23 protein-coding genes are annotated in these 22,989 nt (G+C 68.8%); 12 read left to right on the top strand and 11 right to left on the bottom strand.

Features of this window, described 5'->3' with window-relative positions; genetic code table 11:
• Window positions 1-78 precede the first annotated feature (78 nt).
• From ABMQ42_RS09120 to ABMQ42_RS09110, 3 genes are all read right to left on the bottom strand, one after another.
• The gene (locus ABMQ42_RS09120) at window positions 79-1,578 is read right to left on the bottom strand and encodes an HNH endonuclease signature motif containing protein (RefSeq protein WP_349722658.1); all 1,500 of its coding nucleotides are present in this window, start codon (window positions 1,576-1,578) and stop codon (window positions 79-81) included.
• Window positions 1,579-1,737: 159 nt separating this feature from the next.
• The gene (locus ABMQ42_RS09115; protein ID WP_349722657.1) at window positions 1,738-3,027 is read right to left on the bottom strand and encodes a restriction endonuclease subunit S; all 1,290 of its coding nucleotides are present in this window, start codon (window positions 3,025-3,027) and stop codon (window positions 1,738-1,740) included.
• Window positions 3,024-4,763 carry a type I restriction-modification system subunit M gene (locus ABMQ42_RS09110; RefSeq protein ID WP_349722656.1) on the bottom strand — a complete coding sequence of 580 codons (1,740 nt, stop codon included), beginning with the start codon at window positions 4,761-4,763 and terminating at the stop codon, window positions 3,024-3,026. Before ABMQ42_RS09110 ends, ABMQ42_RS09115 begins: the two co-directional genes overlap by 4 nt.
• 146 nt (window positions 4,764-4,909) lie before the next feature.
• Between ABMQ42_RS09110 and ABMQ42_RS09105 the strand changes: the two genes are divergently transcribed.
• Window positions 4,910-5,218 carry a helix-turn-helix domain-containing protein gene (locus ABMQ42_RS09105; RefSeq protein WP_349722655.1) on the top strand — a complete coding sequence of 103 codons (309 nt, stop codon included), beginning with the start codon at window positions 4,910-4,912 and terminating at the stop codon, window positions 5,216-5,218.
• A 36-nt stretch (window positions 5,219-5,254) separates the two neighbouring features.
• Here the strand turns inward: ABMQ42_RS09105 and ABMQ42_RS09100 are convergent, their stop codons facing one another.
• Window positions 5,255-5,560 carry a hypothetical protein gene (locus ABMQ42_RS09100; protein WP_349722654.1) on the bottom strand — a complete coding sequence of 102 codons (306 nt, stop codon included), beginning with the start codon at window positions 5,558-5,560 and terminating at the stop codon, window positions 5,255-5,257.
• A gap of 351 nt (window positions 5,561-5,911) precedes the next feature.
• Here ABMQ42_RS09100 and rplJ point away from each other — a divergent pair, with 351 nt between their 5' ends.
• The 6 genes from rplJ to ABMQ42_RS09070 all read left to right on the top strand — a co-directional run bounded on the left by rplJ (window position 5,912) and on the right by ABMQ42_RS09070 (window position 13,264).
• Window positions 5,912-6,427: a 50S ribosomal protein L10 gene (gene rplJ, locus ABMQ42_RS09095; RefSeq protein WP_349722653.1), complete on the top strand. Its 516-nt coding sequence runs from the start codon at window positions 5,912-5,914 to the stop codon at window positions 6,425-6,427.
• Window positions 6,428-6,469: 42 nt separating this feature from the next.
• On the top strand, window positions 6,470-6,856 hold the full coding sequence (gene rplL, locus ABMQ42_RS09090; protein WP_349722652.1) for a 50S ribosomal protein L7/L12: 387 nt from the start codon (window positions 6,470-6,472) through the stop codon (window positions 6,854-6,856).
• An 89-nt stretch (window positions 6,857-6,945) separates the two neighbouring features.
• A complete protein-coding gene (locus ABMQ42_RS09085) occupies window positions 6,946-9,405 on the top strand; it encodes an HAD-IC family P-type ATPase (RefSeq protein ID WP_349722651.1) in 2,460 nt (819 codons plus the stop codon).
• A 141-nt stretch (window positions 9,406-9,546) separates the two neighbouring features.
• Window positions 9,547-10,878, top strand: coding sequence for an ABC transporter substrate-binding protein (locus ABMQ42_RS09080; RefSeq protein ID WP_349722650.1), 1,332 nt, complete (start codon window positions 9,547-9,549; stop codon window positions 10,876-10,878).
• 95 nt (window positions 10,879-10,973) lie between these two features.
• Window positions 10,974-12,290 (top strand): carbohydrate ABC transporter permease, encoded by a 1,317-nt coding sequence (locus ABMQ42_RS09075; RefSeq protein ID WP_349722649.1) that lies wholly within the window; start codon window positions 10,974-10,976, stop codon window positions 12,288-12,290.
• A complete protein-coding gene (locus tag ABMQ42_RS09070; protein WP_349722648.1) occupies window positions 12,290-13,264 on the top strand; it encodes a carbohydrate ABC transporter permease in 975 nt (324 codons plus the stop codon). Before ABMQ42_RS09075 ends, ABMQ42_RS09070 begins: the two co-directional genes overlap by 1 nt.
• A gap of 1 nt (window position 13,265) precedes the next feature.
• On the opposite strand, the gene ABMQ42_RS09065 is transcribed toward ABMQ42_RS09070, so the two are convergent.
• Entirely contained in the window at window positions 13,266-13,766 is a 501-nt protein-coding gene (locus tag ABMQ42_RS09065) for a nitroreductase family deazaflavin-dependent oxidoreductase (protein ID WP_349722647.1), read from the bottom strand.
• 51 nt (window positions 13,767-13,817) lie between these two features.
• On the opposite strand from ABMQ42_RS09065, the gene ABMQ42_RS09060 reads away from it, so the two are divergent.
• The 4 genes from ABMQ42_RS09060 to ABMQ42_RS09045 all read left to right on the top strand — a co-directional run bounded on the left by ABMQ42_RS09060 (window position 13,818) and on the right by ABMQ42_RS09045 (window position 18,521).
• Window positions 13,818-15,695 carry a helicase HerA-like domain-containing protein gene (locus ABMQ42_RS09060; protein WP_349722646.1) on the top strand — a complete coding sequence of 626 codons (1,878 nt, stop codon included), beginning with the start codon at window positions 13,818-13,820 and terminating at the stop codon, window positions 15,693-15,695.
• A 152-nt stretch (window positions 15,696-15,847) separates the two neighbouring features.
• Window positions 15,848-17,551, top strand: coding sequence for an APC family permease (locus ABMQ42_RS09055; RefSeq protein ID WP_349722645.1), 1,704 nt, complete (start codon window positions 15,848-15,850; stop codon window positions 17,549-17,551).
• 38 nt (window positions 17,552-17,589) lie between these two features.
• A complete protein-coding gene (locus ABMQ42_RS09050) occupies window positions 17,590-18,099 on the top strand; it encodes a MogA/MoaB family molybdenum cofactor biosynthesis protein (RefSeq protein WP_349722644.1) in 510 nt (169 codons plus the stop codon).
• Window positions 18,096-18,521, top strand: a complete 426-nt coding sequence (locus ABMQ42_RS09045) for a molybdenum cofactor biosynthesis protein MoaE (protein ID WP_349722643.1) — start codon at window positions 18,096-18,098, stop codon at window positions 18,519-18,521. The genes ABMQ42_RS09050 and ABMQ42_RS09045 overlap by 4 nt, the downstream gene beginning before the upstream one ends.
• Window positions 18,522-18,560: 39 nt before the next feature.
• Here ABMQ42_RS09045 and ABMQ42_RS09040 read toward each other — a convergent pair whose 3' ends face one another.
• The 6 genes from ABMQ42_RS09040 to ABMQ42_RS09015 are packed head-to-tail and all read right to left on the bottom strand — an operon-like array spanning window position 18,561 to window position 22,463.
• Entirely contained in the window at window positions 18,561-18,794 is a 234-nt protein-coding gene (locus ABMQ42_RS09040) for a MoaD/ThiS family protein (RefSeq protein ID WP_349722642.1), read from the bottom strand.
• On the bottom strand, window positions 18,794-19,054 hold the full coding sequence (locus ABMQ42_RS09035; protein ID WP_349722641.1) for a DUF6457 domain-containing protein: 261 nt from the start codon (window positions 19,052-19,054) through the stop codon (window positions 18,794-18,796). Before ABMQ42_RS09035 ends, ABMQ42_RS09040 begins: the two co-directional genes overlap by 1 nt.
• On the bottom strand, window positions 19,051-19,659 hold the full coding sequence (mobA, locus tag ABMQ42_RS09030; RefSeq protein WP_349722640.1) for a molybdenum cofactor guanylyltransferase: 609 nt from the start codon (window positions 19,657-19,659) through the stop codon (window positions 19,051-19,053). Before mobA ends, ABMQ42_RS09035 begins: the two co-directional genes overlap by 4 nt.
• Before the next feature lie 10 nt (window positions 19,660-19,669).
• Window positions 19,670-20,185 carry a cyclic pyranopterin monophosphate synthase MoaC gene (moaC, locus tag ABMQ42_RS09025; RefSeq protein WP_349722639.1) on the bottom strand — a complete coding sequence of 172 codons (516 nt, stop codon included), beginning with the start codon at window positions 20,183-20,185 and terminating at the stop codon, window positions 19,670-19,672.
• Window positions 20,182-21,378 (bottom strand): molybdopterin molybdotransferase MoeA, encoded by a 1,197-nt coding sequence (locus ABMQ42_RS09020; RefSeq protein WP_349722638.1) that lies wholly within the window; start codon window positions 21,376-21,378, stop codon window positions 20,182-20,184. The genes moaC and ABMQ42_RS09020 overlap by 4 nt, the downstream gene beginning before the upstream one ends.
• Window positions 21,375-22,463: a ThiF family adenylyltransferase gene (locus ABMQ42_RS09015; RefSeq protein WP_349722637.1), complete on the bottom strand. Its 1,089-nt coding sequence runs from the start codon at window positions 22,461-22,463 to the stop codon at window positions 21,375-21,377. The genes ABMQ42_RS09020 and ABMQ42_RS09015 overlap by 4 nt, the downstream gene beginning before the upstream one ends.
• Before the next feature lie 119 nt (window positions 22,464-22,582).
• Here ABMQ42_RS09015 and ABMQ42_RS09010 point away from each other — a divergent pair, with 119 nt between their 5' ends.
• Window positions 22,583-22,978: a TOBE domain-containing protein gene (locus tag ABMQ42_RS09010; protein WP_349722636.1), complete on the top strand. Its 396-nt coding sequence runs from the start codon at window positions 22,583-22,585 to the stop codon at window positions 22,976-22,978.
• The last annotated feature ends 11 nt before the right edge of the window (window positions 22,979-22,989 follow it).

The raw sequence follows: 22,989 nt of genomic DNA, 5'->3' as shown, positions 1-22,989 counted from the left end.
ACATCATGGCGGATGGTCGGTGGGTGGTCGGCGGGTGTGCCCGGGAGGCGAGTCGTGATGCGCCGGCACGGGCGGGTTCTACGTGCGTCTGACTTGGTCGGTGTGGGCTGCTCTTGGCGTGCTGGCGGTCAGGTGTCGGCGGAGCGTGTTGCGGGCGTGGTGGAGGGATCCGCGGGCGGGTCGCCAGGTTCCGGTGGGGTCGAGGTTGTGGGGTGCGCGGATTTGGGGGAGTCCGTTGACCATGCGGATCTGCCATCCGCTGGTCTCGATGGTGCGGTGGTGCCACCAGCACAGGGGGACGCCGTTGTCGGTGTGGGTGGGTCCGCCCTCACTGTGGGGTGTGACGTGGTGGATCTCGCACCAGGTGGCGGGCATGTGGCAGCCGGGGATCGCACAGGTGCCGTCGCGGGCGATGATCGCGCGGCGTTGGGCGGCGGTGAAGGTGCGGTTGGGGGAGCCGAGTTGAATGATGCGGCCCTTCTCGCCGGTGATCATGTTTTGGGTGCCGCCGCAGCAGGCGGCTTGGCGGGCGACGAAGGCGGGGACGGCGCAGTCAGTGCCCTCGATGAAGCCGACACCGTTCTCACGCTGGAGCTCGTCGGCGGGGATGGTGATCAGCACGGTGGGTGGCATGCCGCCCAGGGTGGGTGTCTCGGTGGAGCGGGCGGCGACGCCGAGGATGGTCGCGAACACGTCGTGCAGTTTCTGTGCCTGGGTGCGGGTGTCGGCGGGGATCTCCGGGGTTCCGGACGGGCCGGTGTCGGTCTCGTGGAAGCTGACACCCGTGCCCGTCTCGGGTGTGGTGCGGTCTTGGACGCGGGGGTTCAGGTGCGCGTCGGCGAGTTTGACCAGTTGTGCGGCGACTTCGGGCAGAAGCCCGCCGCGGATGGGGACGATGTTCTCGTATTCACGGCCGAGGAAGATCCCACGTCTGCGGGCCGCACGCTCATCATCAGGAAGCTTCCCGTCGGGGTCGAGCACGAGTTCCCAGACCTTCGCTTGGATGCGGGTCTCATCGGCCGTACATGCGGGTGCCCCGTCGGGCCCGTTGCCGGTGGCCGCCGCAGTCAGCTCGTACTCGGCGGCCTGCCACTGGGCAGGATCGACGCGGTCGGCGATCGGGTTCAGCACGGCGGTGATCGCGGTGACCGTGTCGATGCCGATGCCCCCATCGATGACCGCTTCCCGCACCGTGGGGAACAGGGCCGGCAGTGCCTCCCCGGTCAGGGTGGTGCGCACAGCGACCGCACGCCCCTGACGGATGCGTGCCCGTGCGGTGGCGCCGGCGACACGGGTGACCCGGCAGATCAGGTCTGCGGCGCTCGAGCATCCGGAGCGGGCGGAGAGGCGTTCCTCGCCCAGTTCGGTGCGAGACCGGTGATCGACCTCGGCGGCGGTCGTGATCCGCAGCGCGTCGACCCGACGCCCGATGGACTCCGCGACCCGGGTGAGGTCGAGCAGTTCGGCATCGGACAGGGCCCGCACGCTGTCGGACGCGAGCGCGTCGTGCACGGTCTCGCCCAGCGTGGTGTCGAGGCCGGTGAGGGTCTCGAGCAGCTGGGCGGGTGCCGTGTTCATGCTTCCATCATGCCGCCCACCACCGACATTGGAACCCGATGAATCCCCGGTCAGCACCCTAATCTGTGGATAACTCTGGAATAGTCCGATTAACGCCCACCTGTGGAGGAACCGACGCGCTTCACCCGCCGCCGAGCGGGGCAAAGCGAGTCGAAATCGTCAGGCAGCGGCGCGCACGTCGATCTGCCCGGTGACCGCCGCCGTGATGAGCGCGGCCCTGCGCTCCTTCGCGAGCGAAATGAGAGCAGTCGCTTTGTAGAGAAGGGTATCGATGCGGTTGCAGCGGATATCGAGGAACTCAGCGATCGCGCGTTGCTCTTCCGCGGGAGGGAACGGGAAGATCTCACTGAAGTACGCTGACTGATCCAAGTTCTGGATACCGGTCGTTTGGTTGACCGAACGTGCCGTGAGCCCGGTGGCGTAGCTCGCTGCATGCGCATACAGCCAATAGCGAGGATCTTGCCTTTCTGCCACACGTAGCCGCGCAATGAAGTTGGATGACACGGCCGGCGTAGCGGAGCCGTTGAAGATCACGACGAACCCCACCGGATTGATCGGTGTTCCTCCAGACTTTTCGAGCAGTAGGTCCTTACTCTCGAGCAGACGCGGGGCGAGATCCTGAGGACGCACCGAGCGTCGGGTGTGGGTGCTCCCGACGCGAAGTCGTCGACGATCAAAGTCCGCAACTCTCACGCAGATCACGTCCGTCTCATCGCCGCGCGGGTCGTCACCCCACACGCCGGTCTGGCTGTCGGAGACCGACCACCTGAGCCTGTCGCATCGCCAGTGCTGGGGAACCATGCCTATCCAGTCAACCTGTGAGTCGATCATCCGTGCGCGCGGATCGATGCCCTTGGTAACGGCTTCGCGGATCGTACCAATGCGGCGCTCGCGGAGCGTGGCGATGAGTTGCTCCTGCTTCGCGATGAGCGTGTCGATCTGCGCGGTCTCGCGGTCGAGATAGTCGGCGATCGCTTGCTGGACATCGAAGGTGGGCGAGGGGAGTGGAAGGTCAGCGACCTTATCGGCCGTGAAATGCGGAATGGTGGCTGTGTTGCATGCAGCCGCGATCGCCCCGGAGCGTAGCGCCGACTGGACCGCGTAATTGATGAAGCGGCCACTTGCACGGTTGTGCTGTGGGCGGACTCGGACAATTGAGTTCTGAAATCCCCAGCCCGACCGAGCCTGTGAAAGGACAGCTGAACGTCCGTAGCCCGCACCGCCTTCGACGATGACAACGTCGTCGCCTTCGAGCGAGAGTTCTTCCAACTCTCCGGACCGGAACCACATCCGCTTTTCCTCGGCTTCAATGAGTCGCCCGTTTGGCTGGACGTGAGCGGCACGAAGATACGGGGCTTCCGAGTCCAAGGAACCGCTCGGCGCGGTCTGGATCATCTTGCCAAGGGTAACCGTGGCCATTCGTTTGAGCGGGAGCTGCTCGTAGCTCACCGCTCCACCTCGCGGAGCAGCTCCATGATCTCGCCGACCAACTTGTTCAGGTCCCGGTCGATCTCCTCGAGCGGACGCGGCGGTTTGTAGACGTAGAAGTGCCGGGTGAAGGGGATCTCGTATCCGACCTTGGTCTTGGCCTCGTCGACCCAGGCGTCGGGCACGTGCGGGGCGACCTCGGCGTCGAAGTAGGTCTTAATGACGGCATCCCGAGCTTCCTTCCCTTGCTCGTTGCCGCCGTACGTGAACGGGACGTTCTCGGTGTCGCGCAGCTTGGAGTCGGGCTTCGCGTTGCCCTTGCGGTCACGCACGATCTCACCGTCTTCATCGCGGAGAGGGCGTTCGACGGTGATGGTCCAGTATCCGAAGGCATCCGTCGGGAAGATCTTGGAGTGCTCGCTCTCGGCGTGCTCGTCATAGAGCCTGAGGATCTCCGCGCGGTCACTCTTCGAGACCTCCCGGCTCTTGTTACCGAGGTTCTTGCGCATCTTCGTGAAGAAACCGGCACCGTCGATCAGCTGCACCGTGCCGATGCGGTCGGGCTGCTTCGTGTTGTCGAGGATCCAGATGTAGGTCGCGATGCCCGTGTTGTAGAACATGTTCGTCGGCAACGCGACGATCGCATCGACCAGATCGTGTTCGAGCAGCCAGCGACGGATCTCGCTCGGTCCGGATCCGGCGCCACCGGTGAACAGCGGTGAGCCGTTCAGGACGATGCCGGCGCGCCCGCCGCCCTCGTGCACCGGGCGCATCTTGGTCGCGAGGTGCTGCAGGAAGAGCATCTGCCCGTCGCTTATGGGCGGGAGACCTCCGGGGAAGCGGCTGCGGTCGCCGGCATCCTGCACGTGCTGCTTGATCGCGGCCTGCGACGCCTTCCAGTCCACGCCATACGGCGGATTCGAGAGGCAGTAATCGAAGGTCTGGCCCGCGAAGAGGTCGTCGGCAAGCGTGTCACCGAGTTGGATGTTGGAGGCATCCTGCCCCTTCGCGATCATGTCGGACTTGCAGATCGCGTACGACTGGTCGTTGATCTCCTGCCCGTACAACCGCAGCCGCGCCTCCGGATTGAGATCGTGCATGCGCTCCTCGGCCACAGACAGCATGCCGCCTGTGCCGGCCGTGGGGTCGTAAACGGTGCGGACGATACCCGGCTCGCTGAGCGCCGCGGGGTCCTCGGCGAACAGGAGATCCACCATCAGGCGAATCGCGTCTCTCGGTGTGAAGTGTTCACCGGCCGTCTCGTTCGAGACCTCTGCGAACTTGCGGATGAGCTCCTCGAACAGGTCGCCCATCGCGGCATTCGGCATCGTCTCGGGATGCAGGTCGACAGCTGCGAACTGCTGTACCACGATCAGCAGACGATTCTTCTCCGCGAGCTGATGGATCTCGTTCTCGAACCGGAACCGCTCGAACACATCGATGTTCTTCGAGAACCCGGCGATGTAGTCGATCAGATTCGCTTCGAGCCCCTCAGGGTCGCCGACGAGCCGGGCGAAGGTCCACGGGCTGGAGTTGTAGAACGCGAGACCGGTCTTCTTTCGGATGAGAGCGTCGCGGAGCTCTTCGTGCGGCGCCTCCTTGATGATCTGGGCGACCTCGTCGTGTGTGCCCGCGAGGATGCAGTCGAGTCTGCGCAGAATCGTCATCGGCAGGATGACATCGCCGTACTGGTGCGGCTTGTAGACGCCGCGCAGCTGATCGGCGATGTTCCAAACGAAGGTGCCGAGGGAACTCATCGCGCGCGCTCCGCGATCCGGACAGGGGAGAGGGCGAGCACGTAGCGAGGCATCACGCTCTGAGAGTAGGAGGTTATAAACGCGAGGACAAACACACGAGCTAATAACGCTTCGCTCGACATCCCGCGTCTCGGTACACAAGGTTGGTGCCCGAAAAGTCGATCGACCCCCGCATCGAGCTGGGGCGCCGCCTCGCGGCCCACCGCAACGCGCGCAAGCTCACGGTCGACGGGCTCGCCGCGGTCGCGAACCTCGACGTCTCGAACATCCGCAAGATCGAGGCGGGGTCGAATCCGCGGCTGGTCACGCTCCTGAAGATCGCGGGCGTGCTCGAAGTGGACCTCGCCGAGCTCTTCCGCGACATCGACCCGTACGCGCTCGAGGGCGGCGACCGGCCGACCAAGGTCAGCGAGGTCGACGAGCGATTCTGGCGCCCGCGCGACCGCATCGCCTGACGCCGAGACCGCAGCGCCTGACTCGCACCCCACCGCTCAGCACACGAACGTCCACGCATACTCCGTGCCGTCGGGCCGGCGCCAATGCACGGTCACCCGACCCGAGTCCAACGCGCGCTCGCCGAAGAACACGAAGCGCAGCTCTTCACCCGGTCCAACGCGCGAGCGGGGAACGGCGGGCTCCACCCACCCGTCACCGAAGAACTGCGTCGAGACGTCGGTCAGCCGTTCGTCGCTGACGTTGCGCAGCGTGCACCATGGCAGCTCGTCGCGATCGACGATCCAGGGAACGGGATAGGCGGGTTCGCGGGAGAGCGGGGCGGGGCCGACGAGGTGCAGCATGCCCGTGACAGTAGGAGCGCCCTCCGACGCGGAGGCGCCGAGGCTGCAGCATCCACCCCTCTTCTGTGGAGAGAGCCGCGAAGGCCCCGACTGTGGAGGAACAGAGAGCCGGCTCGATTTGGCGCACCCTGCGGCATCACGTAGACTTGTCGGAGCCGAAGACCGCCGGTCATCCGCACGCGCAAGCGAACGGATCGAAGCACTGCATCGCAGGGGCCCGCGCAGGTGTCACGATAGATCTTCTTGAAGCTCCGTGCGCCCTGCGCCGGAGCTTTTCTGTTGCCCGTGTCACGGAGATCTGAGGCAGGCGCCCCGCCACCGCGGGACGCCAGGTACAGACAAGGAGTGGCCATGGCGCAGAAGGACCAGGCGGTCGCCGAGCTCACGAAGAACTTCGAGGACTCGACTGCCGTTCTGCTCACCGAGTACCGCGGTCTGACGGTTGCCGAGCTCAAGGAGCTCCGCAACAGCATCCGTCAGGACGCGGAGTACGCCGTGGTGAAGAACACGCTGACCAAGATCGCTGCCAACAAGGCGGGGATCTCGACGCTGGACGACGACCTCAAGGGTCCGTCGGCCATCGCGTTCGTGCACGGTGACCCGGTCGCCGTCGCGAAGGGCCTGCGCGACTTCGCCAAGGCACACCCTCTGCTGGTCGTCAAGGGAGGCTTCTTCGACGGAGCCCCTCTGACCCCGGAAGAGGTCACCAAGCTCGCCGACCTCGAGAGCCGTGAAGTCCTGCTGGCGAAGCTCGCCGGCGCCTTCAAGGCCTCGCTGTTCCAGGCGGCATATCTCTTCAATGCGCCGCTGTCGAAGGCCGTTCGCACGGTCGACGCGCTGCGTGAGAAGCAGGAGTCCGCTGCCTGAACAGGGCACGGCTAGAACAAACCCCGATCAAGGAGAAACATCATGGCAAAGCTCAGCACTGACGAGCTGCTCGACGCCTTCAAGGAGCTCTCGCTCATCGAGCTCAGCGAGTTCGTCAAGAAGTTCGAGGAGACCTTCGAGGTCACCGCCGCCGCTCCGGTCGCCGTGGCCGCTGCTGCGCCCGGTGGCGCCGCCCCGGCCGAAGAGGCCGAGGAGAAGGACTCGTTCGACGTCATCCTCGAGTCGGTCGGCGACAAGAAGATCCAGGTCATCAAGGTCGTCCGCGAGCTCACCTCGCTCGGCCTCGGTGACGCGAAGGCTGTCGTCGACGGCGCGCCCAAGCCGGTTCTGGAGGGCGCCGCCAAGGACGCCGCCGAGAAGGCCAAGGCCGCTCTGGAAGAGGCCGGCGCCACCGTCACCCTCAAGTGAGTCCGGGCGGGCCGGCACTCCGGTCCGCCTGACACCTTCGAAGGCCCCGAGCACTGCGCTCGGGGCCTTCGCTCGTCTACGCTGAGGGCATGGATGCCGCGGCGCCCACCCCTGCGGTACCCGTTGATGATCTCGCGGGCCTGAGCGCCGCCGACGTGGCCGCGCGCACCGCCGCAGGGTGCACGAACGCCTTCACCGCCGACACCAGCCGTACCTGGTGGACGATCGTCCGCGCGAACGTCTTCACCCTGTTCAACGGCATCGTCCTCGCGTGCTTCGCGGCGCTGCTCGTCCTCGGTCACTGGCAGGATGCGCTGTTCGGCCTGGCGGCGATCTTCAACGCCATCATCGGCAGCTATCAGGAGATCCGCGCCAAGATCGCGCTCGACCGGCTCGCGCTGCTGAACGCCCCGCACGCGCGCGTGCGCCGCGACGGCGTCGACCTCGAGATCGCGCCGGGTGCCGTGGTCATCGACGACCTGCTCGTGCTGCGCGCGGGCGACCAGGTGCCGGCAGACGCCGTGATCGTGCGCGAGAGCTGGCTGGAGATCGACGAGTCGATGCTCACCGGCGAGGCGGATCCGGTGGAGAAGGATGCCGGCGACGAGGTGCTCTCGGGATCGATCGTGGTCGCGGGTCACGGCATCGCCCGCACCGTCCGCGTCGCCGCCGACGCGTACGCCAACCGCTTCGCGCACGAGGCGAAGCGGTTCCAGCTCGCGCGAAGCGAGCTGCGCCGGTCGGTGAACCGCATCCTCGCCTGGGTGGCGTGGGGGATCGGCCCCGTCGCGCTGCTGGTGACCAACGCGCAGGTGCAGATCCACGGCGGCTGGGGGCACGCGCTGCGCAGCGGCGCATGGACGATCGCCGCCGTCGACTCCATCGCCGTCATCATCGCGATGATCCCCCTGGGGCTGGTGCTGCTGACCAGCATCGCCTTCGCGGTGGGCGCGGCACGCCTCGCGAGCCAGCAGGTGCTCGTCCAGGAGCTGCCGGCGGTCGAGGGCCTGGCCCGCGTCGACGTCGTCTGCCTCGATAAGACCGGCACCCTCACCTACGGCGACATCGCCTTCGCCGCCGAGCACCCGCTCGACACGCGCAGCGCCGACGGCTGGCGCACGGCGCTCGCGTGGTTCGGCGCGGACCCCGAGGCCAACGCGACCGCGCGCAGCCTCGCCGCGCACTACACGGCGGAGAGCCTGCCCGCGGCTGCGCACGAGATCGAGTTCTCGTCGGCGCGCAAATGGAGCGCGGTGACCCTCGCGGGCATTCCCGGGACCTGGGTGCTGGGCGCTCCCGCGCTCGTGGTCGACGATGCGCTGCACCGGGCCGTGCCGTGGGAGGGGGAGTCGGCCGAAGAGGGCCAGGCGACCCTGGCGTCCGCGGTGCACGAGCTCGCGGCGAGCGGCCACCGCACGCTCCTGCTCGCACGCAGCGCGCACACGCTGACTCCCGACGACGTCGCCGCCGAGCGGCGGCCCGACGACCTGCACCCCGTGGCGCTGCTCACCCTGCGCGAGCGGGTGCGCGAGGATGCGGCATCCACCCTCGAGTACTTCGCCCGGCAGGGCGTGACCGTGAAGGTCATCTCGGGCGACAACCATGAGACCGTCGCCGCGATCGCACGCCGGGTGGGCATCGACGCGGGATCGGGATGCGACGCCCGCACACTTCCCGACGACCCGGACGAGCTGGCCGACGCCATGGACGCGCACACCGTGTTCGGCCGCGTGACACCCGAGCAGAAGAAGACCATGGTCGTGGCGCTGCAGAGACACCGGCACACGGTGGCGATGACCGGCGATGGCGTGAACGACGCCCTGGCGATCAAGCAGGCCGACATCGGCATCGCGATGAACAGCGGATCGGCGGCCACCAAGGCGGTCGCGCAGCTCGTGCTGCTGGACGGCCGCTTCGAGCACCTGCCGCACGTGGTCGACGAGGGCCGCCGGGTGATCGCCAACATCGAGCGGGTGGCGGTGCTGTTCCTCACGAAGACCGTGTACGCGGCGGTCATCAGCATCCTCTTCGGCGCGCTCATCATGCGCATCCCGTTCCTGCCGCGACAGTTGTCGGTCACCGATGGGGTCACGATCGGCATCCCGGCGTTCTTCCTTGCGCTGCTGCCGAACGCGCGCCGCTACCGGCCCGGCTTCCTCCGCCGCACCCTGACGCTGGCCGTTCCGGCCGGCTTCGTCGTCGGAATCGGGATGACGGTGCTCTCGCGCATCGGGCGCGAGGTGTGGCTGCTGCCCATGGATGAGGTGCGCACGGCGTCCACCACGCTGCTGGCGATCCTCGGACTCTGGGTGCTCGTGCTGGTCTCGCAGCCGCTCACCTGGATCAAGGCGCTCATCGTCGCGGCCATGGTCGCGGGCTATCTGATCGTCATCTGGATGCCGCTGACGACGTGGTTCTTCCAACTCGTGCCGATGCGCGCCGAGCTGCTCGCGCTGGTCTGGGCGATCGGCGGCGTGGGGATTGTGCTGATCGGAATCGCATTCCTGGTGCAGCGGGCCTGGCTGCGGCGCACCGAGTCGCGGATGTGATCGTGGGACCGCTCCCACAGGTTATCAACCCGTTACCGCGCTCGTGTTGAAATGCGCGGATCCCGCCGGTACCGTCACTGTAAGCGCTTGCGCCGGCCCGACCGGTCGCATGCGCCCCTGCACCTTAATGAGGAGGACCACATGGACAAGTCCATTCGACGCTCCGTGATGTTCCCGCTCGCCCTCGTGGGCGTCGCGGGAGTCGTGCTGACCGGTTGTGCCGAGACCGGCTCGGGCGGCGGCGACAGCGGAGACGTGAAGGGCCAGACCGTTCACATCTCGGGCGGCATCACCGGCTCGGAGGCCGATCTGCTGAGCCAGTCGTTCGACCAGTTCACGAAAGACACCGGGATCAAGGTCGAGTACACCGGCGACAAGAGCTTCGAGGGCAACATCGTCACGAAGGTGACGGGTGGCTCCGCCCCCGACATCGCCATCGTGCCGCAGCCCGGCCTGCTCAAGTCGCTGATCGCGACGGGCGACGTGCTCAAGGCCGATGACACGGTGAGCGCGAACGTCGACAAGTACTGGGGCGCGGACTGGAAGAGCTACGGCACCGCCGACGGCACCTTCTACGCGGCACCGATGCTCGCGAACGTCAAGGGCTACGTCTGGTACTCGCCGTCGGAGTTCAAGGAGTGGGGTGTCGAGGTCCCGAAGACCTGGGACGAGCTGCTCACCCTGACCAAGACCATCCAGGAGAAGACCGGCAAGGCGCCCTGGTGCGCCGGCTTCTCGTCGGGCGACGCCTCGGGCTGGCCCGGCACCGACTGGATCGAGGACCTCGTCCTGCGCCAGTCCGGCCCCGACGTCTATGACAAGTGGGTCGCCGGCGACGTGAAGTTCACCGACCCCGAGATCAAGAAGGCGTTCGACGCGGTGGGGGAGATCCTCCTCAACCCCGAGTACGTCAACGCCGGCTTCGGCGACGTGAAGAGCATCAACTCGACGGCGTTCGCCGACGTCGCCGCGAAGGTCGCCGACGGCACCTGCGCGCTGACGCACCAGGCCTCGTTCCTCTCGTCGAACTTCCTCGACGTGAAGAACAAGGACGGCGAGACGCCCACCGTCGCCCCCGACGGCGACGTCTACGCGTTCGTGCTGCCGGGTCTGACCGAGGACTCGTCGTCGGTCGAGGGCGGCGGCGAGTTCGTCGCGCGCTTCACCGACTCGGAGGCCGTCAAGAAGGTCCAGGAGTACATGACCACGCCGGAGTTCGCGAACGCGCGCGTCAAGCTCGGCGGCGTGATCTCGGCCAACAAGGGCGCCGACCCGTCGCTGGCCTCCAGCGAGTTCCTCACCGAGGCCATGAAGATCCTGCAGGACCCGAACACGACGATGCGTTTCGACGCGTCCGACCTGATGCCCGCCACGGTGGGTTCGGGATCGTTCTGGAAGGGCATGACCAGCTGGATCGACGGCATGTCGACCGATGACGTGCTCAAGGCGATCCAGGCGGGCTACGAGAACTAGCCGCCACCGGTTTGACGGGAGGGCGGATGCCCACGCCGGGCATCCGCCCTCCCTCTTCCCCAAGATGTGAAGGCACCGGCCAGAAAGGCAGGACAATGGCGACCGTGTCAGAGCAGCCGATCACCGCCCCGCGACCAGCTCAGCTGTCGCGGAAGGTCACCGGCATCATCATCCTCGTCGCGGCGATCCTCGTCGTGGCGCTCTTCGTCTTCCTGTTGGTGGGCGGCCCCGCCGACGACGCCGTCCCCACCACGCTCGGCTTCTCGCTGAACAGCTTCTTCGTCTGGATCGGCGCGCTCAACCCGCTCATCCAGATCCCGATCGTCGTCGTGCTGTTCGCGGCCGTGGTCGGCGTCATCCTTCTGCTCATCGAGTACGCGCCGCGCCCCGGACGCGCATACTTCTGGATGCGGCTGGCCGCCTGCTTCCTCATCCCGGTGCTCGCCTTCATGGTGCTGCGGCCGTACCAGAACTCGGTCGTCTACGTCGTCGGCATCGCGCTGCTGGCAGGGGCCATCCTGTTCTTCGCCGACTACCGGGCACGGGAGGGCGCGGGCTACGTCTTCCAGCTCATCGTCTTCATGGCCCCGGCGGCCATCCTGCTGCTCATCGGCCTCATCTACCCCGCGATCTCGACGTTCGTGAAGTCGTTCTTCGACAAGACCGGCACCCAGTTCGTCTGGTTCGACAACTACGTGTGGACCTTCACGAACCCCTACGGGTTCTGGTCGGTCATCAACACGTTGATCTGGGCCCTGCTCGCTCCCACCATCGCGACCGCGATCGGCCTCGTCTACGCGGCGTTCGTCGACCGGGCGCGCGGTGAGAAGTTCCTCAAGCTCTGGGTGTTCATGCCCGTCGCGATCTCGTTCGTGGGTGCCGGCATCATCTGGAAGTTCGTGTACGACTACCGGCAGGGGCAGCAGATCGGTCTGCTCAACGCCATCATCACCTGGTTCGGGGGCGAGCCGGTCGGCTGGCTCGACGCCCAGCCGCTCATCAACACGTTCTGCCTTCTCGCGGTGTTCATCTGGAGCCAGACCGGCTTCGCGATGGTCATCCTCTCCGCCGCCATCAAGGCGGTCCCCGCCGACCAGCACGAGGCCGCGCAGCTCGACGGCGCGTCGGCGATGCAGCGGTTCTTCAACGTGACGATCCCCGGCATCCGCAGCTCGCTGATCGTGGTGCTGACCACGATCACGATCGCGGCGCTGAAGGTGTACGACATCGTGGCGGTGATGACCGGCGGCCGGTCGAACAGCTCGGTGCTCGGCTTCGAGATGGTCAACCAGCAGCAGCGCTTCCAGAGCTACGGGCACTCGTCGGCGCTGGCCGTCGTGCTCTTCCTGTTCGTGCTGCCGCTGATCATCTACAACGTCGTGCAGATGCGCAAGCAGAAGGAGATCCGCTGATGGCCACCGTGCACCTCGACACCCCCGCCGACACGCAGGCCACGCAGGTCGTCAGCGGTCGGGCGGGCCGCAAGGCCGAGCGCGACGCGCGCAAGAAGCTCACCTCGCGCGGCGCGACGCTGGCCGCCGCGATCATCGCGGTCATCTGGACGATCCCCACCTTCGGCCTGTTCGTCACGTCGTTCCGGCCCGGTGCCGACTCGAACACGACGGGCTGGTGGACGGTCTTCGTCGACCCCAATTTCACGCTCTCGAACTACTTCGACGCGCTCACCGCGGGCGGCACGGCGCTGACCCTGGGCGAATCGTTCATCAACTCGCTGGCCATCGCGATCCCGGCGACGCTGATCCCGATCGCCATCGCGGCGTTGGCCGCCTACGCGTTCGCGTGGATCCCGTTCAAGGGGCGCAGTCCGCTGTTCGTCGCGGTGTTCGCGCTGCAGATCGTGCCCATCCAGATGGCGCTCGTGCCGCTGCTGAGCCTCTTCTCGCGGGGACTCACGATCGCCGGCGTCGGGATCTTCCCCGGCTTCACGCTGCGCGACGTCGAGCACAGCTTCGCGACGGTGTGGATCGCGCACGCGATCTTCGCGATGCCGCTGGCGATCTTCCTGCTGCACAACTTCATCTCCGAGATCCCGGGCGAGCTGATCGAGGCGGCGCGCGTGGACGGCGCCGGCCACGGGCAGATCTTCTTCCGCATGATCATCCCGCTGGCGATGCCGGCCATCGCGTCGTTCGCGATCTTCCAGTTCCTGTGGGTGTGGAACGACCTGCTGGTGGCGACGATCTTCGCGCCGAGCTCATCGTTGCCGCTGACACAGACGCTGAACTCGCTGTCGGGCACCTGGGGAGACCGCTGGTACCTGCAATCGGCCGGTACCTTCATCTCGATCATCGTGCCGCTGATCGTGTTCTTCGCCCTGCAGCGGTTCTTCGTCCGAGGGCTGCTCGCCGGCGCGACGAAGGGCTGAGTCAGACCCGCCCGAGCTCGCGCACGGGGCGCAGCCGGAACAGGCGCACGGTGCGGCCGGACTCCCGCTCATACGAGCGGTAGTTCGGCCACTGCGCCTCGATCCGGGCCCACGCGGCATCCCGATCCGCATCGCCGATCCGCTCCGCGCGCACGGCCAGACGGCGACCGCGCACGACGATCTCGGCATCGGGGTGCGCGAGCAGATTCGTCGTCCAGGCGGGATGCCGCGTGCCGGCGAAGTTCGTTCCGGCCACGATCGCGCACCCCGCGCCGTCGGGCGTGTACATCAGCTGCACGTCGCGCGGCTCTCCGGAGCGCGCGCCGATCGTGCGCAGCGTGAGGGACGGGACGAGGATGCCGCTGATCGGCATCCTTCCGCGGGCGACGACCGCGAACGCCCTCTCCAGCACCGGCATGACGCGTCGCCCGACGTGGCGGAACGCCGCTGTCTGGGTGAGCGGCGCGATGGCGCGGCGCAGGGTCTGACGGATCGTGCCCATGGCGCCCATCCTGCCGTATCGCCGCGTCGCATGCCTGGCTAGGCTGAGCGCATGAGCGACCCCGCCGCCGAAGCCGAACTCGCCCGTCTGCGCGCTGAAGCGGAGGCCGCGGACGCCGCACTGAAAGCCGCACAGGCCAAGGCCGCGCTCGCCGCCGCCGAGGCGGAGGCGGCGAAGGCGAAGGCCGGGGATGCCGCGCCCGCCGCCGCACCGGCGGCAGCCGCGCCGGCGCCCGCGCCCGCGCCGCCCGCGCCGCAGCCGGCCGCGGCGGCCGAGCCCGCGGCATCCACCCCTCCGTCCGATGCGCCGCTCACGGCCGACGAGGTGCAGGAGATCATCGACGGATACACCTTCGACGCCGCCACGCTCGACCTCGGCGCGCTCGTGAACGGCGAGCCCGACGCGTCGGCGCAGATCCGCATCCCGCTGGCGATGCTCAACCGGCACGGACTGGTGGCCGGCGCTACGGGCACGGGCAAGACCCGCACGCTGCAGGGCCTCGCCGAGCAGCTGGCCGCACAGGGCGTGCCGGTGTTCGCCGCCGACATCAAGGGCGATCTGTCGGGCATCGCGACGGCGGGGGAGTCGAGCGACAAGCTTCTGGCGCGCACGCAGGCCATCGGGCAGGACTGGAAGCCGACGGCATCGCCGGTCGAGTACTTCGCGCTCGGCGGCGTCGGCAAGGGCATACCGGTGCGGGCGACGGTGACCGCGTTCGGCCCGCTGCTGCTGAGCAAGGTGCTCGGGCTCAACCAGACGCAGGAGTCGAGCCTGGGCCTCGTGTTCCACTACGCCGACGAGGCGGGGCTGGCACTCGTCGACCTGTCGGACCTGCGCGCGGTGCTGACCTATCTCACCGGCGACGAGGGCAAGGCCGAGCTGAAGGGCATCGGCGGTCTGTCGGCGGCGACGGCCGGGGTCATCCTGCGCGAGCTGATCACCTTCGCGGACGCCGGCGCCGACGTGTTCTTCGGCGAGCCCGAGTTCGACGTGAAGGACTTCCTGCGCACCGCGTCCGACGGCCGCGGCGTCATCAGCCTGCTCGAGGTGCCGGGGGTCATCGACAAGCCCGAGCTGTTCTCGACGTTCCTCATGTATCTGCTCGCCGAGCTGTTCGAGATCCTCCCTGAGGTGGGCGACCCCGACAAACCGAAGCTCGTGTTCTTCTTCGACGAGGCGCATCTGCTGTTCAAGGACGCCTCGAAGGACTTCCTCGCCTCGATCACGCAGACCGTGCGCCTCATCCGCTCGAAGGGCGTCGGCGTGTTCTTCGTGACGCAGACGCCCAAGGACGTGCCTTCCGACGTGCTCGGACAGCTCGGTTCCCGCGTGCAGCATGCGCTGCGGGCGTTCACGCCCGACGACGCCAAGGCGCTGCGTGCCACCGTCGGCACCTATCCGACCTCGGGGTACGACCTGGAGCGGGTGCTGCAGGAGCTCGGCACCGGCGAGGCGATCGTCACCGTGATGAGCGAGAAGGGGGCGCCCACGCCGGTGGCCTGGACGCGCATGCGTGCGCCGCAGGGCCTCATGGAGCCCACGCCCGACCCGCAGATCACCGCAGCCGTGAAGGCATCGCCGCTGCTGGCGAAGTACGGGACCGCCATCGACCGTGAGTCGGCACGCGAGATCCTCGCCGCGAAGATGAACGCCGCCGAGCAGGCGCACACGGCCGAGCTGGCCGCCGCGCAGAAGGCGAAGGCCGACGCCGAGGACGCGAAGCAGAAGGCCGCGATGGACAAGGCCGAGGCCGCCGCGCAGAAGAAGGCGCAGGCCGAGTACGAGCGCATCATGCGCAAGACCGCCGGCACCACCCGCACCGCCCGGAAGACGCAGACCTCGCCCCTGGAGGAGATCCTCGGCTCGCGGACCACGCAGACCGTCGTCGGCGGCATCATCCGCGGTCTCTTCGGCACCGGGCGGCGCTGAGCCGCGGCATCCACCCCTCTCCTGCGTCGGCTTGGAGTTCGTTATGAACCCGTGCCGGCAGTTCTCGGCGGGCGTAGCCTTCCGTCCGGGTTCCGCCCGACCGATGGGCCGACGGTTCTCCTGACTGACGATGCCGACAGAAGGAGACGAAGATGTCCGCGATACAACACGATGTGACCAGCGCCCCGCCGCAGCACAAGCTGAAGAGGAGCCTCGGGCCCATCGGTCTGCTGTTCACCGCCGTCGGGTCGATCATCGGCTCGGGCTGGCTGTTCGGCGCGTTCCACGCGTCGGCCATCGCCGGGCCCGCCGCGATCTTCTCGTGGGGGATCGCCGCGATCATGATCATCCTGATCGGGCTCTGCTACGCGGAGCTCGGGCCGATGTTCCCGATCTCGGGCGGTGTCGTCCGCTACCCCCACCTGGTCTGGGGCTCGTTCGGCAGCTACTCGCTCGGGTTCATCACCTGGATCGCCTCGGCGGCCGTGCCCGCGATCGAGGTGACCGGGGCGCTCACCTACGCGACGAAGTTCGCGCCGTTCACGGTGCGTGCCACCGATGCCGGTGGCACCGCCCAGGTGCTGACGCCGATGGGCATGGTGGTGGCCATTCTGCTGCTCGCCCTGTTCGTGGTGCTGAACTACTTCGGCGTGCGGTTGTTCGCGCAGATCAACAATGTGCTGGTGTGGTGGAAGCTCGGGGTCATCATCCTGGTGATCCTCGTGTTCCTCATCACGGCGCTCGGCACGACGCAGATGGGGACGCCGGCCAATTTCACCTCGTACGGTTTCGCGCCCAGCGGGTTCGCGGCGGTCTTCGTGTGCATCTCGACGGCGGGCATCACGTTCTCGTATCTGGGGTTCCGTCAGGGGATCGAACTGGCCGGCGAGACGAAGAACCCGCATCGCAACATCCCGTTCGCGCTGATCGGGTCGGTGGTCCTCTGCGCGATCCTGTACATGCTGCTGCAGGTCGCGTTCACCCTCGCCGTGCCCGAGTCGGTGCTGCAGAAGTCGGGCGGATGGGCCGGGCTCGCGTTCACGAACGACTTCGGGCCGCTGGCCGCACTGGCGAGCATGGCGGGACTCGCGTGGCTCGCGTACATCCTGTACTTCGATGCGGTCATCTCGCCGGCTGACACCGGCCTCATCTACACGACGATCGCCTCGCGCGTGTCGTACGCGATGGGGCGCAACGCGAATGCGCCGCGGTGGCTGGCGTCGAACAACAAGCACGGTGTGCCGCACTGGAGCCTGGTCGTGACGTTCTGCGTCGGCATCGTGCTGCTGCTGCCGTTCCCGAGCTGGCAGTCGCTGGTCGGGTTCATCACGACCTCCACGGTAATGTCGTTCGGCTCGGGACCGCTGGTGCTCGCAGTGCTGCGGCGCAAGTACCCGAACCGACCCCGGCCGTTCCGTCTGCCGGGCGGCGACATCATCCCGTTCCTCGCCTTCTACAGCGCGAACATGATCATGTTCTGGGCCGGATGGGCCACGAACTCGAGGCTGCTGGTGACGATCCTGATCGGCTACGTCGTGCTCGTGCTGTTCCAGGTGTTCGGTCGGCGCAGCGCGCAGCCGCCGCTCTTCTTCCGCACCTCAGCGGTGTGGATCATCCCGTGGTTCGTGCTGTTCGGCCTCGTGAGCTACTTCTTCAGCTCGGGTCTGTTCGGCGCCGAGTTCGACAAGAGGATGTTCTTCTGGGTCTTTCTCATCAACCTCGGCGTCTCGGCCTTGATCTACTGGCTGGCCGTGCGCTCGACCCTGCCGACTCACCTCGTCGACGACTACATCACGGACGCCGAGGACGAATCGGAGATCGAGGACGAGACGGTCGCGGGAGGACACATCGCCTAGAGCGTCCGTGCGTGCGGCGCGCGGCATAGGCTGGTGCCATGCCGTACGCCGCAGCAGTGATCACCGTGTCGGACCGCTCCTCACGGGGCGAACGAGAAGACCTCAGCGGGCCCATCGCCGTGGCCGCCCTGCGCGAGGCGGGCTTCGTCTGCGACGAGCCGATCGTCATCCCCGACGGGGCGGATGAGGTCGAGGCCGCCATCCGTGCGGCGCTGACCGACGGCATCCGCATCATCGTCACGACCGGCGGGACGGGCGTCGGCCCGCGCGACGAGACGCCGGAGGGGGCCGACCGGCTCATCACCCGGCGCATCCCCGGCATCGCCGAAGAGCTCCGGCGACGCGCGACGGCCGAGAAGCCCGCGGGGATGCTCTCGCGCGGCATCGCCGGCATCGCCGAGGGCGCGTTCGTCGTCAACCTGCCCGGTGCGCCCACGGCCGTCGAGGCGGGCATGCCGGTGATCGTCGGGGTCGCCGCGCACGTGCTCGGGCAGCTGCAGGGCGCCGATCACCGCCACGCCGATCACCATCAAGGCGAGGAACGGTGACCGTCCGCCTCGCGCAGATCAGCACCGAGCCGCTCGACGTCGCCGCCCACGTCGCCGCCGTCGACGACCCGCACATGGGGGCGGAGATCACGTTCACGGGACGGGTGCGTGACCATGATCCGGATGCCGCGTCCGGCGTCGTCGCGCTGGAGTACTCGTCGCACCCCGATGCGGAGAAGACGCTCGTGCGGCTGTGCGAGGAGGCGGTCGGCGACACCGGCGCGATCGTCGCGGCGAGCCACCGCATCGGCCGGCTCGAGGTCGGCGACCTCGCCGTGGTGGTCGTGGTCGCCGCCGCGCACCGCGGCGAGGCGTACGAGGTCTCGCGCACGCTGATCGAGTCGATCAAGCACAGCCTGCCGATCTGGAAGCGGCAGATCGAGGCCGACGGCACCACGAACTGGAAGGGCCTGGGCGGCTGACCCGACCGGTCTGACCGGCTCGACCGGCCTGACCGGGTCTCAGCCGCCGGCGAACGGGGGCAGCACGTCGACCACGGCACCCGCCGGGAGCGGCTCGGCGTCGTCGACGCGCGATCCGTCGACGAGAACCGAGCACTTCGACAGGATCGCCGCGAGCGCCGGATACTCGGCGGTCAGCGTCGCGCGCAGCGCCCCCAGGTCGGGCGCGTCGACGACGCGCTCGGCCGAGCCCGCGGCCTCCTCGGCCGCGGCGAAGAACCGGACCTGTGCCATCACGCCTTCCAGGTAGAGGCGAGCTGTGAGACCGCGTCGACCGAGTTCTTGATGTCGTCGGGCGAACCGCCGGCGCGACCGGCGATCAGGCCGGCGACGAACGCGCTGAACGGAGCCGCGGGGCGCGCGACGCCGTCGGCGACGTCCTTGGCGAGCTTGAGGACGAGCGCGATCGGCACGTCCTCCTGGGTCAGATCGAACCGCTCACGCAGTGCGTCGGCCCATTCGTCCAGGGCCTCGGGGGGCAGGTGCTCGCTCATTCGTCCTCCTTCGTGAACCTTCTGAAATCCTCCCACGTGTCGATGTCGTGGGCGCCGTCCGCGCGGTCCTCCAGCGTCGCGATGGCGACGTCGGCGAACAGCGCGCGCATCGACTGGTCGCGGCCCTCGTCGGGGAGGGATGCGGCGGCCCGCCGCAGCGCGGACGTGCGATAGACCCCGGTCAGCCACTGCGGGCGCCCGGTCTCATCCGACAGGCACGCGCCCTCGGTGTCGGAGGGCAGGAGCAGGATGTCGGCCACCAGCTGCCGCACGGCCGCATCGACGCGGGGGAGGTCGCATGCCAGAACGAACGTCCAGTCCGGATCGGGGGCGGGCGCCGCCGCGGTCGCAGCGAGCGCGGCCACGACGGCGGCCGCCGGGCCGGTGAACGGCGGGTCCTCGCGAACCCATTCGACGCCCGTGACGGGGGCCTCCGCCGGCCCCGCGACGACGATCGGCGCGGCGCCGACCTCGCGCATCGCGGTGATCGCGCGGTCGAGCATGCTCACGCCGTCGACGACCAGGCGCGGTTTGTCGACACCGCCCATGCGGGAGGCGCGTCCGCCCGCAAGGAGGACCGCTCCGTAGGTCTTCTGGTCGGTCATGGCTGCGCGGTCATCGCTGCTCGGGTCTGGTCCATGCGCCCGACTTGCCGCCGGTCTTCGCGATCAGGCGCACGTCGGCGATCGAGGTCGACTTGTCGAGTCCCTTGACCATGTCGACGACGGCGAGGGCCGCGACCGACACCGCGGTGAGAGCCTCCATCTCGACGCCGGTGCGGTCGGCGGTGCGCACGGTGGCCTCGATGTCGACACCCGTGTCGGTGATCTGCAGGTCGACGACCGCTCCGTGCACCCCGATGACATGCGCGAGCGGCAGCAGCTCGGGAGTGCGCTTGGCGCCGGCGATCCCTGCGATGCGGGCCACCGCCAGCACGTCGCCCTTGGGGACGCTGCCGTCGCGAAGGGCGGCCACGACGTGCTCCGCGCAGCGCACCGAGCCGCGCGCGGTCGCCGAGCGGACCGTCGGCTGCTTCTCGGTGACGTCGACCATGCGGGCATGGCCGGCGGCGTCGAGATGAGTGAAGCTCACGGAGGCGGAGGCGGCGGCGGGGTCGGGCGCGGAAGTCATGAGATCAGCATGACATCCACGAGGTCACCCACGGCGACGGCATCGACGTCGGCGGGGACGATGGCATACGCGTCGGCGCGGCCGAGGCTCGCGGCCAGGTGCGAACCGCCCGACGACGCGGGTCGCACGCCCTCGCGGGTGACGACGACGGGCCGGTACTGACGGCGCTCGGCGGGGGTTCGCCACGCCTCGAGCACGCGCATCGGCAGGATCAGCCGGTCGAGCACCGCCGCGCCCTGCATCGCGAGCAGAGCGGGCCGCACGAAGACCTCGAAGGACACCGCGACGCTCACCGGGTTGCCGGGCAGTCCGAACAGCAGCGGATCGCCGGCGCCGAAGCCCTGCGGCTTGCCCGGCTGCATCGCGACCTTCTCGAACCGCATCGGGGCCACGTTGCGCACGACCTCGTAGGCGCCCGCGCTCACGCCGCCCGACGTGATGACGACGTCGGCGCCCAGCCCGGACGCCTCGTCGAGCGCTCGCTGCAGTCCATCCCCGTCGTCGGTCACCTGCGCGCGCAGCACGACCTCGGCGCCGTTCTCGCGGCACAGACCGTCGAGCAGCGTGCTGTTGGACTCGGGGATCTGCCCGTGCTCGAGCGGTGCACCCGGCGGGCGCAGCTCGTCTCCGGTGGAGATGACGGCCACGCGCGGCACGCGCGAGACGACCACCTCGGTGACGCCGGCGGCCGCGGCCGAGGCCAGCTGCCGTCCGCCCAGCACGAGCCCCGTCGGGAGGATCTCGTCGCCGGCCCGGCACTCCTCGCCGCGGGGGCGGATGTGCATGCCGAGCGCACGGGGAGCAGCCACCACGGTCGCGGTCCCGAGCGAGTCGGCGAGACCGCCGGCGGTGTCTTCGAACGGCACGACGGTGTCGGCCGCGGACGGGAACGGCGCACCCGTCATGATGCGCGCCGCCTGCCCCCGCGCGATCGGCGGGTTCAGCGAGGTGCCCGCCGGCAGATCGGCGACGACCTCGAGGGTGACCGGGGAGTCGGGGGATGCCGCAGCCACGTCCGCGTGGTGCACGGCGAAGCCGTCCATGGCCGAGTTGTCGAACAGCGGCAGATCGACCGCCGAGCGCACGGGTTCGCGCAGCACCCGGCCGAGCGCCGCGGCGACCGGAACGGTGACGGCCTCGAGGGGCCGCACCGCCGCGAGGATCCGCGCCCGATGCGCCTCGACCGTGATCATGCGTGCTCCTTTCGTCGGGCGTTGAACCCGTCCATCCCTCCGCGCAGCACCGTGACGTCGGCGCCGGCGGCCTGCAGCGCGCGCGCCGCAGTATGGGCGCGCACCCCGACCTGGCACACCAGCACGGCGGGCTGCCCGCCCAGGGCGCCTGCGACGCCGGTGGCATCGCCCAGGAGCGTCCGCAGCGGCACATGCCGCGCGCCCGGCAGCATGCCGCTCGCGACCTCGGCGTCTTCGCGCACGTCGATGACGACGTCGGCCTCGCCGGGATCATCGACCTCGGCGATCAGAGCGGCGCGCGCCGGTGTGGCCCCGGGGACACCCGTCGTGCGCGTCGCCCGCAGCGGCGCCTCGCGCTGCGTGCCGGCCAGCGCATCGATGAGCGCGACCCGGCCCAGCAGCGGGCGGCCGATGCCGGTGATGAGCTTGACGGCCTCGGTCGCCATGAGCGCGCCCACCTGCAGGCACACGGGGCCCAGCACGCCGACCGCCGAGCAGGCCGGTGCCTCGCTGCCCGACGGATACAGGTCGCGCAGCCGCACGGGCTCGGCGGGTGCCGGCGGCGCCGGCCAGAAGACGGTCACGAGTCCGGCGAACTCCTGCACGGTGCCCCACACGAGCGGCAGTCCGAGCCGCTCGCACGCGGCGGCGATGATCTCGCGGCTCTCGAACGAGTCGGTGCCGTCGAGCACGAGGTCGACGCCGGCCAGCAGCCCGGCCGCGTTGTCGTGGGTGAGACGGCTGCGCACCGCTCGTACGCGCGTCTCGGATCTCTCGGCCGCCACGCGCTCGGCGCTGTCGGTCTTGGGCCGGCCGACGTCCTGCCGGCGATGGATGACCTGCCGCTGCAGATTGGATGCGTCGACCTCGTCGTCGTCGAAGACCACGAGCTCGCCGACACCGGCCGCCGAGAGGGCGAGGATCACGGGCGAGCCCAGCCCGCCGGCGCCGATCACGCCCACCCGCGCGGCGGCGAGGCGCCGCTGCCCGTCGGAGCCGAATCCGGCCAGGCGCACATGGCGTGCGGTGCGCGTCTGCTCGGCGTCGCTCAGTGCGGCGACGGGCTCGACCAGCGGGGGCAGCATGGTCTCAGCGTAACCAGCACGGGGGCGCCGCGGGCCGGAGGCGACCGGAAATACCCGTGCTCCGCGAATGCGGAATAAACACGGTTCAACACCCGCATGCGCGATGCTAGTTTGGCCTCATGCCCGCAAGCTACAAGATCTCGCATGCCGCCCGCCTGCTGGGCGTCAGCGATGACACCGTGCGCCGCTGGGTGGAGCAGGGCGTGCTCCCCGTGACGGATGCGAGCCCGGCCGAGATCCCCGGGCGGGCGCTGGCGCAGCGTGCCGTGGAACTCGCCAAGGCTGCGGAGGACCCGACCGATGTGCTCTCCAGCGCCCGCAACAGGTTCACCGGCCTGGTCACCCGCGTCATCGCCGACGGGGTGTGCGCGCAGGTCGACATCCAGGCGGGGTCCCACCGGATCGTGTCGCTCATGACGGCCGAGGCCGTCGAGGACCTGGGCCTGGAGGTCGGATCCCTGGCCGTCGCGGTCGTGAAGGCCACGACCGTCATCGTCGAGACACCGCGCGGCTGACGACCGCATCA

Source organism: Microbacterium sp. KR10-403 (genome assembly GCF_040196215.1).
In the GTDB taxonomy this organism is placed as follows: Bacteria; Actinomycetota; Actinomycetes; order Actinomycetales; family Microbacteriaceae; genus Microbacterium.
Note: the sequence above shows the minus strand (reverse complement) of the source record. Positions and strands in the feature narration are given on the sequence as shown.

Excerpts from the sequence above, each read along its gene's own strand:
- ABMQ42_RS09075 (WP_349722649.1), top strand. The coding sequence starts at position 10,974 with ATGGCGACCGTGTCAGAGCAGCCGATCACCGCCCCGCGACCAGCTCAG.
- ABMQ42_RS09065 (WP_349722647.1), bottom strand. The coding sequence starts at position 13,766 with ATGGGCACGATCCGTCAGACCCTGCGCCGCGCCATCGCGCCGCTCACC.
- ABMQ42_RS09070 (WP_349722648.1), top strand. The coding sequence starts at position 12,290 with ATGGCCACCGTGCACCTCGACACCCCCGCCGACACGCAGGCCACGCAG.
- ABMQ42_RS09015 (WP_349722637.1), bottom strand. The coding sequence starts at position 22,463 with ATGCTGCCCCCGCTGGTCGAGCCCGTCGCCGCACTGAGCGACGCCGAG.
- ABMQ42_RS09050 (WP_349722644.1), top strand. The coding sequence starts at position 17,590 with ATGCCGTACGCCGCAGCAGTGATCACCGTGTCGGACCGCTCCTCACGG.
- ABMQ42_RS09020 (WP_349722638.1), bottom strand. The coding sequence starts at position 21,378 with ATGATCACGGTCGAGGCGCATCGGGCGCGGATCCTCGCGGCGGTGCGG.
- ABMQ42_RS09080 (WP_349722650.1), top strand. The coding sequence starts at position 9,547 with ATGGACAAGTCCATTCGACGCTCCGTGATGTTCCCGCTCGCCCTCGTG.
- ABMQ42_RS09010 (WP_349722636.1), top strand. The coding sequence starts at position 22,583 with ATGCCCGCAAGCTACAAGATCTCGCATGCCGCCCGCCTGCTGGGCGTC.
- ABMQ42_RS09085 (WP_349722651.1), top strand. The coding sequence starts at position 6,946 with ATGGATGCCGCGGCGCCCACCCCTGCGGTACCCGTTGATGATCTCGCG.
- ABMQ42_RS09035 (WP_349722641.1), bottom strand. The coding sequence starts at position 19,054 with ATGAGCGAGCACCTGCCCCCCGAGGCCCTGGACGAATGGGCCGACGCA.
- ABMQ42_RS09100 (WP_349722654.1), bottom strand. The coding sequence starts at position 5,560 with ATGCTGCACCTCGTCGGCCCCGCCCCGCTCTCCCGCGAACCCGCCTAT.
- ABMQ42_RS09060 (WP_349722646.1), top strand. The coding sequence starts at position 13,818 with ATGAGCGACCCCGCCGCCGAAGCCGAACTCGCCCGTCTGCGCGCTGAA.
- ABMQ42_RS09040 (WP_349722642.1), bottom strand. The coding sequence starts at position 18,794 with ATGGCACAGGTCCGGTTCTTCGCCGCGGCCGAGGAGGCCGCGGGCTCG.
- rplL (WP_349722652.1), top strand. The coding sequence starts at position 6,470 with ATGGCAAAGCTCAGCACTGACGAGCTGCTCGACGCCTTCAAGGAGCTC.
- rplJ (WP_349722653.1), top strand. The coding sequence starts at position 5,912 with ATGGCGCAGAAGGACCAGGCGGTCGCCGAGCTCACGAAGAACTTCGAG.
- moaC (WP_349722639.1), bottom strand. The coding sequence starts at position 20,185 with ATGACTTCCGCGCCCGACCCCGCCGCCGCCTCCGCCTCCGTGAGCTTC.
- ABMQ42_RS09120 (WP_349722658.1), bottom strand. The coding sequence starts at position 1,578 with ATGAACACGGCACCCGCCCAGCTGCTCGAGACCCTCACCGGCCTCGAC.
- ABMQ42_RS09110 (WP_349722656.1), bottom strand. The coding sequence starts at position 4,763 with ATGAGTTCCCTCGGCACCTTCGTTTGGAACATCGCCGATCAGCTGCGC.
- ABMQ42_RS09055 (WP_349722645.1), top strand. The coding sequence starts at position 15,848 with ATGTCCGCGATACAACACGATGTGACCAGCGCCCCGCCGCAGCACAAG.
- mobA (WP_349722640.1), bottom strand. The coding sequence starts at position 19,659 with ATGACCGACCAGAAGACCTACGGAGCGGTCCTCCTTGCGGGCGGACGC.